This is a genomic window from Nocardiopsis rhodophaea (genome assembly GCF_039530945.1).
Lineage (GTDB): Bacteria > Actinomycetota > Actinomycetes > Streptosporangiales > Streptosporangiaceae > Nocardiopsis_C > Nocardiopsis_C rhodophaea.
Map to the genome: position 1 here is coordinate 227,792 of NZ_BAAAPC010000002.1, position 13,912 is coordinate 241,703.

A 13,912-nucleotide genomic window follows, 5' to 3' on the forward strand; every position below is an offset into this window, starting at 1 on the left:
ACCGGAAATTATAGGATGACCCCTTGTCCGAGTCATTGGGTGACCTCCGTTACGCTCGCTCCTTGGGCCAACCGGCCTGACTGCAACGGAGCAGAGAAGCAGGGGATCCATGAGCGAAGAGACTCTGGAGCGTGACCCCGAGCGTTCGACAGGAACACACGTCGACGCCGGAGACGCCGGGTACAGCAAGTCGCTGCAGGCCCGCCACATCAACATGATCGCCATTGGCGGCGCTATCGGTACGGGGCTCTTCCTCGGAGCGGGCGGACGGCTGCATGAGGCCGGGCCCGCGCTCGCACTCGTCTACGCGGTCTGCGGAGTCTTCGCCTTCTTCGTGGTCCGGGCATTGGGCGAGCTCATCCTGCACCGCCCGTCATCGGGCTCCTTCGTCTCCTACGCGCGCGAGTTCATGGGGGAGAAGGGCGCTTACGTGGGCGGTTGGCTCTACTTCCTCAACTGGGGAACCACCGGCATCGCCGACATCACCGCCGTGGCGATGTACACCCACTACTGGAGCATGTTCAGCGACATTCCGCAGTGGGTGATGGCGCTGTCAGCGCTGGCCGTCGTGCTCGTCGTCAACCTCATCTCGGTGAAGATCTTCGGCGAGCTGGAGTTCTGGTTCGCGATCATCAAGGTCGCGGCGCTGGTCATCTTCATGCTGATCGGCATCGGGCTGCTGGTGACCGGCCATCAGGTGGGCGGCTACGAGAGCGGCCCGCACCTCCTCACCGATAACGGCGGGTTCTTCCCGGCCGGCCTGCTTCCCGTCGTCATGGTGGTGCAGGGCATCGTCTTCGCCTACGCGTCCGTCGAGCTGGTCGGTGTCACGGCGGGTGAGACCGCCGAGCCGGAGAAGATCATGCCCAAGGCGATCAACTCCATCATGTGGCGGATCGGCATCTTCTACGTCGGCTCGGTGCTGCTGCTGGCCATGCTGTTGCCCTTCAACGTCTATGAGGAAGGGACCAGCCCGTTCGTGACGGTGATGACCGAACTGGGGGTCCCGGCAGCGGGCGACGTGATGAACCTGGTCGTGTTGACCGCGGCCATGTCCAGCCTCAACTCCGGTCTCTACTCCACCGGCCGGATCCTGCGCTCCATGGCGATGTCGGGCTCGGCACCCGCCTTCACGGGTGTGATGAGCCGGAACCACGTCCCCTATGGCGGAATCCTGCTGACCTGCGCCGTCTACGCGGTCGGAGTCGGCATCAACTACATGGTGCCGAGCCAAGCCTTCGAGATCGTGCTGAACTTCGCCGCGATCGGCATCATCGGCACGTGGGGCATGATCCTCCTCAGCCACCTCCTCTTCTGGCGCCGGACGGAGCAGGGCCTGCTCGATCGTCCCTCCTACCAGCTGCCCTGGTCGCCCTGGACGCAGATCATCACCCTCGCGTTCTTCGCGATCGTCCTCGCCCTGATGTGGTTCGACGAACCTGCGGGGCGGATCACTGTGTTGTCCATCCCAATAATCGCTGCGGCACTGGTGACCGGCTGGTTCTGCGTGCGAGGCAAAGTCGCCGCAGTCACTCACGAGAAAGAAGGCAGCTGAGCTGCGGAAGAGGCCGACTGATCCGAAAAACGCACCAGCCACGGGTCGACGCGCGTAATTAGCACCAAGTGGTCGATAGAAGTTATGCCTGTCAAGCATTGATATGAGGCAAACTGTGATCAAAGGGCTCGTGTCGTACACTGGATACGGCTGTGTCTCATTTGCTCCTAACGACGCCGTATGGCAGCGGTGTCGCATGAGGTAGGGGTACTGCCAACGCCCTGCTGAAGAGGTGGTTGTCGGATCCAATTCGGGCCACTTGATGGCTTCGGTTCCGAGCGGTTCGGCGCCTTGCCCCACAGTTCTGGCCTCCCTGCGTGCCGGGAGGCTTCGAGGTAGCTGGACCTGGATCGACCGTCTCTTCACATCTCCCTGACCCCGTCGCTCCCCTTCCCCTTATGCAGAAGTCCCGTGTGCTTGTCCGATGCGAAGCCGCCCTACCAGTGCGCCTCGACCTGATCGAGGACTCCAGGGCTGTTCGGTCGACCGACTACAGATCGTGCCCGAAGCCGGCTCGCTCAGTCACGACCGCATTGAATCAGCCAACGCACTCTACTCGTTCGCGTTGTGTGGACGGCCGCATCACAGGTCGCCGAGTGATGCCCCACAGAGGGACTCCGGTGAAGCGTGGCCTGAGGCGAGTGAACGTCCCAACGGCGTACCGGTCCGGTTCATACGGGTGGATGACGCGCTCTCCGCCGCGTGACGGACGGATCTTGGTGCCCTGATACCCACCGATGCTCTGATCGGATTTGCATAATAAGAAAATCCGGTTTTTTTGGATTTATTCCGGCATTCTCATGCCCATTGAGAACGATGGAGGCTCGCGTGAACGTCCCACGTGAAGTTGTAAAACAGTCGCGCAAGTTCGTGGCGAGGCGAGCACCCGCTGCTGTTAAGGAATTAGTTGCGCAAAGTAGAAAGCGAGGAAGGAGAGCGGGCGATGGACCACTCCGCGTAGCTGCCTGGCGGGATTCGATGGTTGTAGCCCGAGTCTGGGACGGGCCATTCGCTATCGATAAGTTCGCCGCCCACCAGGTGGAGCGATGCGCTGACATGCTAGAAGAGCTCGATATCCCCTACTTTCTCGTGCGGGCGAGAAAACCATATTCCTGGTCTATCGGCGTCGAACTTAAATATCGCGATAAAGTGGTGGAAGGAATAGCGAAAAACTTCTCTGAATCCGCCCTATACGTAGGGGACGCTGTCAAAGGGGGGACGGCGATAGCCTCAGAGCGCAAAATATCAGAGCTTCGGAATTCTATGGCCATCAGAGTCGGTGAATACGTTGCTGGCACCGAGGGGCGTGTCATCGCGGGACCTGACCATGGATGCGTCATAGAGTTTTGGGAAGACGGTGCCGACGTAGCGAAGTCCCCAGACAAGGGGGTTGGTCGCCTCGAGTCTCTGAAGGTCGTCGTTTCCGACGAACACCTGCAAGAATCCCTGGTCGCTCCGCGGGCCAATCCGGTGGCTGGTGTGCTTCCCACGGCAGCTCGGAAATCAGCAGAGATCGAGCTGGGAGAAAGGACATATCCTACCTTCAGCGCATTCGCATGGGACCTTGTCACTGACATATCGTTTCCCATCGACGCCGTATATACATGGGTCGACGGAAGCGACAGCGAATGGGCACAGAAGAGGGATTCGTACCTTTCCGGTGCCGGAAAGCTCAACCCCCTGGCAGCATCGAAGTCTCGCTACGAGAGCCGGGACGAACTGCTGTATTCACTGCGTTCTCTCGAGATGTTCGCACCCTTCATCCGCAATGTCTATATTGTGACTGACGGCCAGACTCCATCGTGGTTGAATCTAAACCACAGTCGAGTCCGAGTTGTTGATCACAAGGACATCTTCTCTGACCCCTCAGATCTTCCCGTCTTCAATTCCCACGCGATCGAATCGCAGCTTCACCACATCGATGGGCTGGCTGAGCACTACCTCTATCTCAATGACGACGTCATGTTCGGTCGTCCGGTGACGCCGCACCTGTTCTTTCATCCAAATGGCGTTGCCAAAGTCAATCCATCAACCTATCGATTCGGGTTGGGCGAGGCTAGCGTGGACGACCAACCCGTCGATGCGGCTGGAAAGCAGAATAGCGAGCTTCTGTTCAGTGACTTTAACAAGGTGGCGATCACCAAGTTCAAACACACTCCACATCCGCAACAGAGGTCGATTCTCTATGAGCTCGAAGAGCGATATGCGGAGCGATTCAAGGAGACCGCTAGATCGCGGTTCCGCAATCCTCGTGACCATTCCATCCCCTCGTCCCTCCAGCTTTACTATGCTGTACTGACGGGACGGGCCGTCTTTGGCAGCGTGAGATATTCCTATCTGAACCTTGCCGACCCAGAAGCATTCCGGCGTCGTACTCAGGCACTACTAAGAAAAAGAAATTTCGACGCTTTCTGCGTGAATGACACGGTCTCCGTTGAAGATGATGGAGAGTCTACCCAGTTGCTGGATAGGTTCTTGCGCGAGTACTTTCCTTTCAAGAGCTCGTTCGAAAAATAGCGATGACCCGTGGGAGTCTAGTGTCGATCCCGCGCGGATTAATCGGTGATGCTGGGTGCCCCGGTCGCAGGGAGCGGGGCACCGCGATAGCTTCGAGCAACTATTTCAAATCTTTAATGAATATCGACTTCCCATGTTATTAGGCCTTCGGTAGCGCATCGTTCAGAGCTTTCCTTATGTATGGATCCAGCACCGGCGCCAGAGATTCGGAAAATGCGTAAGTGAAATGGTTGTCATCGAAGTATACCAATCGGTTTCCGATGACTTCGCGGCAGATTCCGTCAGGACATAGATGATCGGTTAGATCGACAAATGTGACATTGTTGTGGTCCTGCGAGATTTCATCGAAGGGAGGCGAATCTGAGAGCGAACGCGATGACTTGGAAGTGCAATCCTCACGCCTGTGCTGGCTCACGCATTCCGATACGTTGAATCCAAGCCGTGGGGTGTCACGGACGGCAAGAACATCGATACCCATGTCGTCGAAATCGCGCCAGATCTCCTGATATCCGTCGACGACTACTTCATGCCCATTGCCCTCCTGGTCGGTCTGTGTAGCCAGGGTGAAGACAAGATCAGGATGTATCTCAGAAATCTCCTGGAAAGCCCGAGTATTCCAGGTGGTACATGCTGTGTATTCTTTTTCGTGGCGATATTGAATCGCCGGAGTGAACTGGCAGGCGCTTTTGGTGATCATGATAAGCCGCCACCCGTTATCCTCCGTAATTCTTTCGAGAGCATGAAACCAGTGACGAGCGTGCGAACTTCCCACGAGCACGATGGTGTACTCGGCATCTGCGGGCCCGTATTCGCACGCGATGACGTCGTCCTCTGGGATTCGAGTGTTGCAATCGTCGGTGAGGGACTTTGTCCTTTTTTCGGCGATACTGGGATCCGGGTGGACGGGAAGGGTCGGCAGGCTCGTCTTGAGGTCGGAATCGGCGTAGATGGCCGCACCGGGGTAGAGCGTCGGGTTCGAGCTTTGCTCGGTGCGAGTCCTCAGCTGGTTTTCGAGGAGCCCGCCCCATAAGCCGCCAATCGCGAGAACCGGTACCAGGGAGGCTGCGATGATGCTCAGCGACCATGCTGGGGTAGTCCGGCTACGGGTGAAGCGGGTGACTCCGTCCTCGATCAGGCGGGTGGTGGCGAATGCCAGCAGTAGGGAACTCGCAATCACGTAACTGCCTCCGATGAGACTGGGGCGGACGCGATCGGTCACCTCCAAGTAGAAGATCAAGACTGGCCAGTGCCACAGGTAGAAGCTGTAGGCCCGTTTTCCCAGTGCTGTGAGCGGCCGCCAAGAAAGAATCCGGTCTGCGCCGATACGACTGCGCGTGGTTCCTGCGAGCAGGATCAGGAGCGCGCCTAACGTGGGCCAGAGTGCTATATATCCAGGGAATGCTGAGTCCTTCGGCACTAGGATCCCGCACAACACCAAGGAGATCAGCCCGGTCCAGCCCATCATTACTCTTAATTTACAGGGCAAACTGATTCGTGGCAGCACCGCTGCGGCGATTCCGCCAAGGGCTAGTTCCCATAGGCGGGCACCGGAGTCGAAGTAGGCCCAAACAGATGAATGGTGGGTGACGAAAATGGAGTAAGTGAGAGACGCGGCAAATATCGCCATACAGCTGAGAAGGACCCACGTGCGGAAGGACCATGCGGTTCGAGAAGCGAGGATCGCGGCACCGAGGACCACAAAGGGCCAGAGCAAGTAGAACTGTCCTTGGACAGCGAGAGACCAGAAGTGCTGGACTGGACTGGCGGTGTTGTTATCCGCGAGATAGTCGACGGCGCCGAATGCTAGATGCCAATTGGCGTAGTAGAGCGCTGAGGAGATCACATCGGAAATCGTTTCCAACCAACGAGAGCGCGGAAAATAGATGAACGCGCCGAGGAGGACCGCTCCGAGGACGATAGCCGCTGACGGGGCTAGTCGCTTCAGTAGCCGTGTCCAGAAGGCGATAAGAGCGATACCGTCTTGTCGATCTACCGATCGAATCAGCGAACCGGTGATAAGGAATCCGGTCAGTAGGAGGAATACGTCAACGCCACCGGAGACGCCCCCGAGCCAGACATGGTAGACAGCGACGAGAAGGATGGCGACGGCGCGAAGGCCGTCGATTTCCGGACGTTTCCGATGGCCTGGGATGCTCGAACGTCCGATATGTGGATGCGCTACCTTCGTGTAGTCGGGATGTGAGAAAGCGTTGTTTGTACTGGGGAGAGACACAAGCGACCAGGTTGAATAGGGGAATAGAAGTGCGATATGCCTAACCGGGCACACAACTGACGATAATAGGTGCATACGGTGATGGTGGGCATCAAGCGGTGCTTGCCGTGGTCGTGGCCGATAGACGGCTCACCTGACCTGGGAATCCTTATGGAGTATCGCAGAATCGTGATCGAATTGTGCCGCTATGCTTGAGTCGAGTAAGGAGTGCCGGGCTCAGGCGGTTAGGGTGATGGGCTGTGGAGGACGCAGCGAGCCGTATCTTCAGCATGGCTCGGAGGTCGCAAGCATGCCAGGTACTGATCCTTGGCCTTGGGCTCAGTTTCTTGCATGTTGCAGACATTGAAAGTGAAGTTTCAGCTCCGTTCGGTTCTGACGCCAGTATTCGGGAGGTCATCCCCGGGGTGACTCTTTACGAAGGTTGGCTTGGCCATGGTGAGGGGGACTGGGTGGTGACGGTGCGTCGTCGCGGCTCCGCTGGGTGGCAGGTTTTGCATTCGCGGCGTGAGGCACGGGGGCTACAGAGGAGGTTGAAGAAGCACGGTTTCGCGGCGAAAGCCAGTCGGCTCCTGTGGCCGGATGGCGTCGTGGGCCCCCGTCGGGTAGCGGGAGTTCGGGTACGTCTGGACGCTTCCTACGGGGAACGCGGGGACGCTCGTGATGCAGCGGATCGGCTGAAAGCGGACGGCTTCAACGCGGTGGTTGAGTGGACAGGAGCCGATCCCGACAGCGACGCGACGCGTACCCTAGCAGCCCTTCTGGTGGTTGATCCGGCGCGCGCGAATATTGGGCTCCGTCCCGACTACGGCGACGTCTTGGCCGAAGCGAGTCGAGTGCAAGACATTGCTTCCGATGCCGTGGCGGGGGTTAACGGGGGGTTCTTCGTGACCAAGGACTCTTATGGGATTCCGGGTACCCCCGCTGGGATCGGTGTCTATGAGGACGGAACAGTGCTGTCCGAGGCGACGAACGGTCGGGCGGCGGTCATCGTTCATGAGCAAAGGCCCACAGTGCAAATCAGCCGACTCTCTACGAAGATGTCGGCAAGGACGGGGAAAGAAAGCCGGGAGGTTGACGGAGTCAACCGTCGCCCGGGATTAATCCGGAACTGCGGCGGAGTGGGAGGCGACAAGCCCACAGAGATGCCGCTCCATGACGTTACCTGCACCGATCCGGACGAACTTGTCGTGTTCACGGAAGAGCTCGGCCGGCCGACTCCGAGAAGTTCCGGGGTCGAGTTGATCGTCGGCTCTGACACGATCGTGACCGAGATCAGAGAGCCTGGAGGCGCGATTCCTAGCGGCGGCTACACGATCCAAGGGACAGGCGATGCTGCCGAGTGGCTGCGGGCGAATGCCTCGGTTGGTGCCCCCTTCGAGATGGATATCCGGATCACGGATGCTGAGGGGGAGGACGTCGAGCTGGCCCCTGGAACGGGAGTTATCAATGGTGGACCGGTGCTTGTGCGCGATGGGAAGGTATCCATTGACCTCGCGACTGAGGGATTGATCCGGGAAGAGGACCGTTCGTTCCCCTATGTATGGGCTGTCAAGCGGCATCCGCGTACCGCCATCGGACTCGATGCTCGAGGGCGGATCCTTCTTCTCGCGGTATCAGGGCGTCAACCAGGGGTTAGTGATGGCCTGGGGCTGCATGAGGTGGCCGAAGTCTTGTCGACGCTCGGTGCCGACAGGGCTGTCGCTCTCGATGGCGGCGGTTCGACCACGATGGTCGTGGAAGGGGACCCGGTCATTGTGGGCGACGCTCGGGAAGGGCAGCGGAAGGTCGCTGACGCACTGACGCTCGTTACCCCATGACGGCTCCGAACCACGTGTGCCCCGGCGGTGTTCGTTCCTCTTCTGAGAAATTGAGGTGATCCCGACGAATTCGCAGCGGGAGATCCTTATCAAAGCTCACAAGGCGAAAGATCAAGCATAGGTTACCGTTTCCCTGAGATAGGGGTGGAGCCCCAGATGGAAGATGAGGTGTCGAATCTCCGTCCGGTTACCGTGAAAGGCTCCACGGACCACCTGGCGCGCCATCTTCAACGTTGGCGAGGAAGGCCTTCTCCTCGTAACGAGTCTGCTGGTCGCGGAGCGCGAGCGGCGTCGGCCTCGCACCGGCACACACCCTGACCTGCTTCCGCCAGGCCGTCCTCGTGCTACGCCACTACCGGATACGACCTTCCTCGGTGCCATGGACTCAGATCATGGCACCGGGCGCTCCACCGCCTACCGCTCCATCGACGAGGGCACCGACGTGCTCATTGAGCAGGCGCGCGACCGGCACCCGTCTCGTGGCCGGGACAATGCCCGCAGGGCGGGAACCGGCCACCTCGTCGTGGACGGCATCACGCCGCGCACCGATCGCTGCGCCGAGAAGAGCACGAGCGTGAAAGGCGCGGAAATCGATCGGGGGGACCTCCCGCCTGCGGGGGTGGGTCCACGGGGAAGGCCCACGCCCATGGCGACAACCTGCGGGGACTGATGGCTGCGGGACTGTCTCCTCTGTTCATCAGCGATGTTGAGCCCGGATTGGTGCACGATCTCAGAGCCTCCCGCGTCCATCGTGTGACCGCTCCCTAAGTGCCTATCTCATTTGGCGAGCCTGCGATCGCGGCCAGGACCTCGCGTCGCTGTGTCTGCGCCGGCCACGCCCTGGGGCGGGTGGACGCCTGGGGCACCACCCGCTGTAACAGCTCCCACAACCCATCCAGGATCAGCCGCTCGGCCATCGACGCACGGGCAGGAGACCGAGAATCCAAATGCGATGGCCTCTAAGCCGCGGCCGTTTGCGGCCTGCCCAGCCCTGGCTGACTTGGGATACGGGGGCTGGAATCGGCATCGTCACTCCGTGTAAGCGGCCCGAGGGCGGCCGTGCCTTGGCCGAGGAGACCCGGACTTTCAACCGTCTCCGGAGCGGGCTGTGCCGCAGGGGGAGAGCGGGTTTCGCGCCGCTGACCCAATGCGGGCGGCTGCTCAAGCACATCCGCGCCAGCCCAGGTGGGATCGGAGACATCGCCAAAGCCGCTCTCGCTCTCACGCATTTTGAGTGTGGTCAGCTCCAGTAGAAATTGCTGGCGTTGCCTCAGCCGAGATGCATTCTTCCTTCCTTGTGCAGGTGCCATAAGTAGGTCAGGCCTATCTCTAGTCTGTGGCGAATATGACATCTGGGAGATCAGTACTGATCGGCCGCCCCCTATATGTGCTGCTTGGGCTGGGGACTGGATACGTTGAGTGATTGTCCTGCATTCGTCTTGCGCCAGTTCGTAGGTATGTGGCACGCTATTTTCCAGCACCACAGGTGTGTCGAAAGCCCGGCTGAGCGCCGGGCTTTCGTTGTTTTGAGGTCCTGAACCGACGTTCCCTATAAAGGTGCGGGCGCGGGTTACGTATGCCGACCCCAATGTGCAGCAGCGTTGGTGGCTTGTTTTCCCCTTCGGTTGCGATTCTTCGATCGGGAAATGTTCTGTTTTCAGATGTATAAGGGGGCCAAGTTTTGTCGAAGTCAAACAATGATCGTCTAGAGGGAGTGGGGCATGGCTATAACTGTAAGCGCTGATCTATCGTCTGATTTCGAAGCGATAGGAAAACAGGCGGCACAGGCTATGAAGGGCGCTTTCGATACATTTTTCGAAAGCGCCCAAACGAATTCCGGAGGGAAAATCGGATCTCAGATTTCCGACGGCATGAACTCGGCCATCGAGGCCGGCCTCGAACAGCTTCCCGGAGTGTTCGACAATGTGGTCTCGGAGGCTGAAGGGATCATCTCGCGGCTTCAGGCCGTCGCCGAGACCAGCGGTGAGGAAATCGGGACGAAGCTCGCCGCCGGAGCAGAGAAGTTGATCACGGGGCTGAACAAGGCGCCGGACACCCTTAGCTCGATGCCCGACAAGATCGGTGACCTCCTGTCCACTGGTCTCTCGGAGCTCGGGGAGGTCAACGGCAGGGAGCTGGGCGACAAGCTCGTCTCCGGAACGACAACACGGCTTGCCGATGGCCTTGACGCCGTACCGGGGATTATGGAGCGCGTCGGAGGCAAAGCCAAGGAGGTTCTCGGGCCCGCGATCGCGGAGGGAGGCGAAAAGGCTGGCCGCCAACTCGGCGAGGGCTTGGCCGGTAAGGCGAACCAGGCAATCAAATCTGGTCTCTCCGGTATGCCCCCCATCGTGCAGGCGGTGGGTGGTGAGGTCGGTAACACTCTGACCCAGGTGCTTCCTGACGCCGGTGCGCAGGCCGGAAAAATCCTTGCGGAGAAGACCTTCGATCTATTTTCGAATGGTGTGAAGAATCGGTTCTCGACCGCGAACGAGAAGTTGGGAAATTTCACAAAAAAGCTTCGCGGAATCGGCAAGCAGGCCGGATCATCCAGTGGGTCGATGTCTCGCTTGGGTGGTGCAATGAAGAGTTACTCCAGCGGTGTGAAGCTCGCGACCGTGGGGCAGAAGGGCCTCAATACCGCAATGAAGGCCAACGCCCTCGGTCTGATCATCACAGCGCTGGTCCTTGCCTATAACGAGAGCGAGACCTTCCGCGAGATCGTCCACGCTGCAATCGACAAGGTGTTGGAGGTCGCGGGCGACCTGGCGGATTTCTTTACTGAGACCCTGCCCGCTGCCTGGGACGCGCTCGTGGAGAAGACCACCGAGGTATGGGAGTCGATCAAGGAGACGTTCATCGGGTCGGTGAACGCGATCCTGGAGTTCCTTGTGGGCGCGTGGGAGTCCATCAAGGAAACCTTCATCGCGGGTAGCACGGCGATCCTGGAGTTCCTTGTCAGTTCGTGGGAGTCGATCAAGGAGACGTTCTTCAGCGCTCTGGACAGCATCCAGGAATTCCTGGTTAGTGCCTGGGAGGCTATCAAATCGGTTTTCGTTTCCGCGTGGGAGTTCATCAAGGACACCTTTTCCTCCGCTGTGGACTGGGTAATCGGGTCGGTAACCGGGTTCCGTGACAAGGCGCTGGCACTTTTCTCTGCGGTTCGGGACCGCGTAGCCACCATCGTCGGATCCGTCCGTGACAAGGTCACCTCCGCCTTCGAAAAGGCGCGGGACCTCGCGGTCTCCGCTTTCCAGCGCATGCGGGACGGCGTCTCCGAGAAGATCAGTGCCCTGTTGGGGTTCGTGACCAGCATCCCTGGCAAAGTCAAGGGCGCCTTCTCCAACGCCAAGAATTTCCTGATGGACGCTGGAAAGAACATCATCAACGGCCTGATCGATGGCATCAATTCAATGTGGAACAGCCTCAAGAACAAGTTGAGCAACCTTACCGGCATGATCCCCGACTGGAAGGGGCCACGCCGCGTCGATATGCGGCTTCTGACCCCCAACGGTCGGATGATCATGGACGGCCTGATGGGCGGGATCGACGACCGTCTCCCGCGGCTGCGCGGGCAGCTGGGCGGAATCACCGACGACATCGCCTATGGCATAGAAGCTCCGGTTCCTCCGTCACCTGAAGTGGTTCGGCACGCACGCGCTCAGGAAGCGGCACCGGGAATTGCCTCGGGTGGCCCGGCTGTGAACATCGAGCGATTCGAGGCGACCGAGCGCATGTCGCCCCACGAGATCGGTGAGCGCTTGATGTTCCTCGCACGATCGAGGGGGATGTGATGGCCGAGCTGACAGAAGGCCAGATCCGCTGGGACGGTGTCCTGCTGTTCGACGGCCGGAGACTGGCCCTGACCGGGATCGAGGGCTGGGACGACCTACCGGGCATCGACAGCGGAAACGTCCTTCGGCCGTCACGCCACGGGGCCTGGGCCGGGCGCGGTCTCGCCCAGCAGCGGGTTGTCACTGCCACGGGGACGCTCGTGGCGGGTGATCGGGGAGTGCGCGGGGTCGAACCCTATGTGGCCGCAGTGCGACGGGCGACCGCGCTTCCCGAGGACTCCGAACAACGGGCACTGACCATGCGCATCGGTGGACAGGAGCTCACCGGCTACGGGCAAGTGACAGCCCGATCCATTCCGGGTGGCGTGGGCTATCAGGCCGGCCGACCGACGGTGTCGATCCAGTGGATCTGTCCGGACCCGCGCCGGTATGGCGAGGAGCGATCTACCACGATCGTGGCGCCGGCCCGCGCGGAGGACGGCCTGCGGTACCCCCTGCGCTACCCCCTGGATTATGGCGAACCCACCACCGGCGGGGCCGGAACCGTCCGCAACAACGGTGACACCCCGGCGCATCCCGTGCTCGTGTTCACCGGCCCGTGCGACCGGCCGCGCGTGGTCGACCAGGAAAGCGGCCGAGTCCTGGAGTTCGACCTGGTCCTCGCGGAGAGCGATGCCCTGGTTGTCGACTGCGGATCCGGAACGGTCCGGCTCAACGGGGCCGACCGCTACTACACGCTGACGTCGCGTTCGGTGCCGCCGGGGAGTTGGACCGTCGCACCCGGACGATCGACCATCCGCTTCCGGACCGTGTCCTCGGGGCCGAGTGCCTCGGTACGTATCCGGTGGCGTGATGCCTATCTGTAAGGAGGAAAAAACAATGCCCATTCGTACTCTCGCCCTCACATCTGGAGACACGACCGCCGAGGACCACCGGTTGCTGGTTGGTTCTCTGCTCGGCGGAATCGACACTACATGGCCGCTCGACCGTCGCGGCGGACTCTTTTACTCGATGGGTGCCGCCTCTCTCGACGGGGAAGGGATGGTTGCGACCATCCGACCCTTCACTGCCGTCGTTTCGGGAGCATCCTCGCCTTTGCAGGGGCCCTACCTGGTCGTCAGCAGTGAGGACACCACCGTGCTCCTGGAAGACGGTCCGGGGACCGGTCCGCGCGCCGACCTTATTGGTGTGGTTATTCGGGATGGTGCCTACGACGACTCCGGGACAGCCCTCGCAGAGGTGCGTGTCATCGACCCGGACGTCGACGAATCCTATCTTCCCCTATTCGAAGTAACAGTGCCACAGGGAGCCAGTGAGGGTACCGGTGGTATCCCGTGGGGGTCGGCTGTTCAAGACCGGAGGGTATATACGGCATCGTCGGGTGGAATTCTAACCCTGCCTGATCTCGCTGCTCGGAGCCGCCTAAGCGCCGTTCAGGATGGGACGCTGGCACATGTCGTGCAGGATGGAGATCTTTATATCAGGATTTCCGGGCGCTGGCATCCGATCGCCGGAAAGCAGGCTGAATCTGAACAGCTGGAACGACTCGACAACAGATTCCAACAGCATCCGGGGGAGTGGCAACGTGTCGAGCTTGAGAGCGGTGTTAACCACTCTGGGAGTTTTCCGGTGGAAGTGCGTCGGACCCCTGGAGGCCTCGTCCACATGCGAGGTACATTCATTATCGATGAAGACCGGGAAAAGTTGACCTCAACGTCCATTGCGAGGGTTCCGGAAGGATTTGAACCATTCCGTCTGACTCGCTGGGTGACTGCGTCCCAACAAATTACCGCTGAGGATAAGAACTCCACGAGGCTGGAGGTCAGATCAGACGGGCGTATCTGGGTATATACCCTGTACAGGCCCAGGTGGATCGGTGCAGATAATCTGACTTACTGGACAAACTGATGCCTGAGTACCGATATCAATTCTGCGACTTGGTGGATGACAGGACTATCATCGAACTCGATCTTTCTGAGGTGAAGTTCGATCGGCG

The 13,912-nt window shown here is 59.9% G+C and carries 8 protein-coding genes; 7 read left to right on the plus strand and 1 reads right to left on the minus strand.

The features are described from left to right. Positions 1 to 109: 109 nt before the first annotated feature. Both ABD259_RS02920 and ABD259_RS02925 read left to right on the plus strand, forming a co-directional pair. Positions 110 to 1,555 (plus strand): amino acid permease, encoded by a 1,446-nt coding sequence (locus ABD259_RS02920; RefSeq protein ID WP_344099258.1) that lies wholly within the window; start codon positions 110 to 112, stop codon positions 1,553 to 1,555. Positions 1,556 to 2,611: 1,056 nt separating this feature from the next. Beyond that, positions 2,612 to 4,072 (plus strand): stealth family protein, encoded by a 1,461-nt coding sequence (locus ABD259_RS02925; protein ID WP_344099256.1) that lies wholly within the window; start codon positions 2,612 to 2,614, stop codon positions 4,070 to 4,072. A gap of 139 nt (positions 4,073 to 4,211) precedes the next feature. On the opposite strand, the gene ABD259_RS02930 is transcribed toward ABD259_RS02925, so the two are convergent. Further along, on the minus strand, positions 4,212 to 6,305 hold the full coding sequence (locus tag ABD259_RS02930; RefSeq protein WP_344099254.1) for an acyltransferase family protein: 2,094 nt from the start codon (positions 6,303 to 6,305) through the stop codon (positions 4,212 to 4,214). A gap of 530 nt (positions 6,306 to 6,835) precedes the next feature. Here ABD259_RS02930 and ABD259_RS02935 point away from each other — a divergent pair. The 5 genes from ABD259_RS02935 (at position 6,836) to ABD259_RS02955 (ending at position 13,824) form a co-directional block, all read left to right on the plus strand. Beyond that, positions 6,836 to 8,122: a phosphodiester glycosidase family protein gene (locus tag ABD259_RS02935; protein ID WP_344099252.1), complete on the plus strand. Its 1,287-nt coding sequence runs from the start codon at positions 6,836 to 6,838 to the stop codon at positions 8,120 to 8,122. 379 nt (positions 8,123 to 8,501) lie between these two features. Then, positions 8,502 to 8,792: a hypothetical protein gene (locus ABD259_RS02940; protein ID WP_344099250.1), complete on the plus strand. Its 291-nt coding sequence runs from the start codon at positions 8,502 to 8,504 to the stop codon at positions 8,790 to 8,792. Positions 8,793 to 9,843: 1,051 nt separating this feature from the next. Beyond that, positions 9,844 to 11,916, plus strand: coding sequence for a phage tail protein (locus ABD259_RS02945; RefSeq protein ID WP_344099248.1), 2,073 nt, complete (start codon positions 9,844 to 9,846; stop codon positions 11,914 to 11,916). After that, positions 11,916 to 12,782 (plus strand): phage distal tail protein, encoded by an 867-nt coding sequence (locus ABD259_RS02950; RefSeq protein ID WP_344099245.1) that lies wholly within the window; start codon positions 11,916 to 11,918, stop codon positions 12,780 to 12,782. The genes ABD259_RS02945 and ABD259_RS02950 overlap by 1 nt, the downstream gene beginning before the upstream one ends. Then, positions 12,769 to 13,824 carry an alpha-crystallin domain-containing protein gene (locus ABD259_RS02955; protein ID WP_344099243.1) on the plus strand — a complete coding sequence of 352 codons (1,056 nt, stop codon included), beginning with the start codon at positions 12,769 to 12,771 and terminating at the stop codon, positions 13,822 to 13,824. The genes ABD259_RS02950 and ABD259_RS02955 overlap by 14 nt, the downstream gene beginning before the upstream one ends. Positions 13,825 to 13,912: the final 88 nt, after the last annotated feature.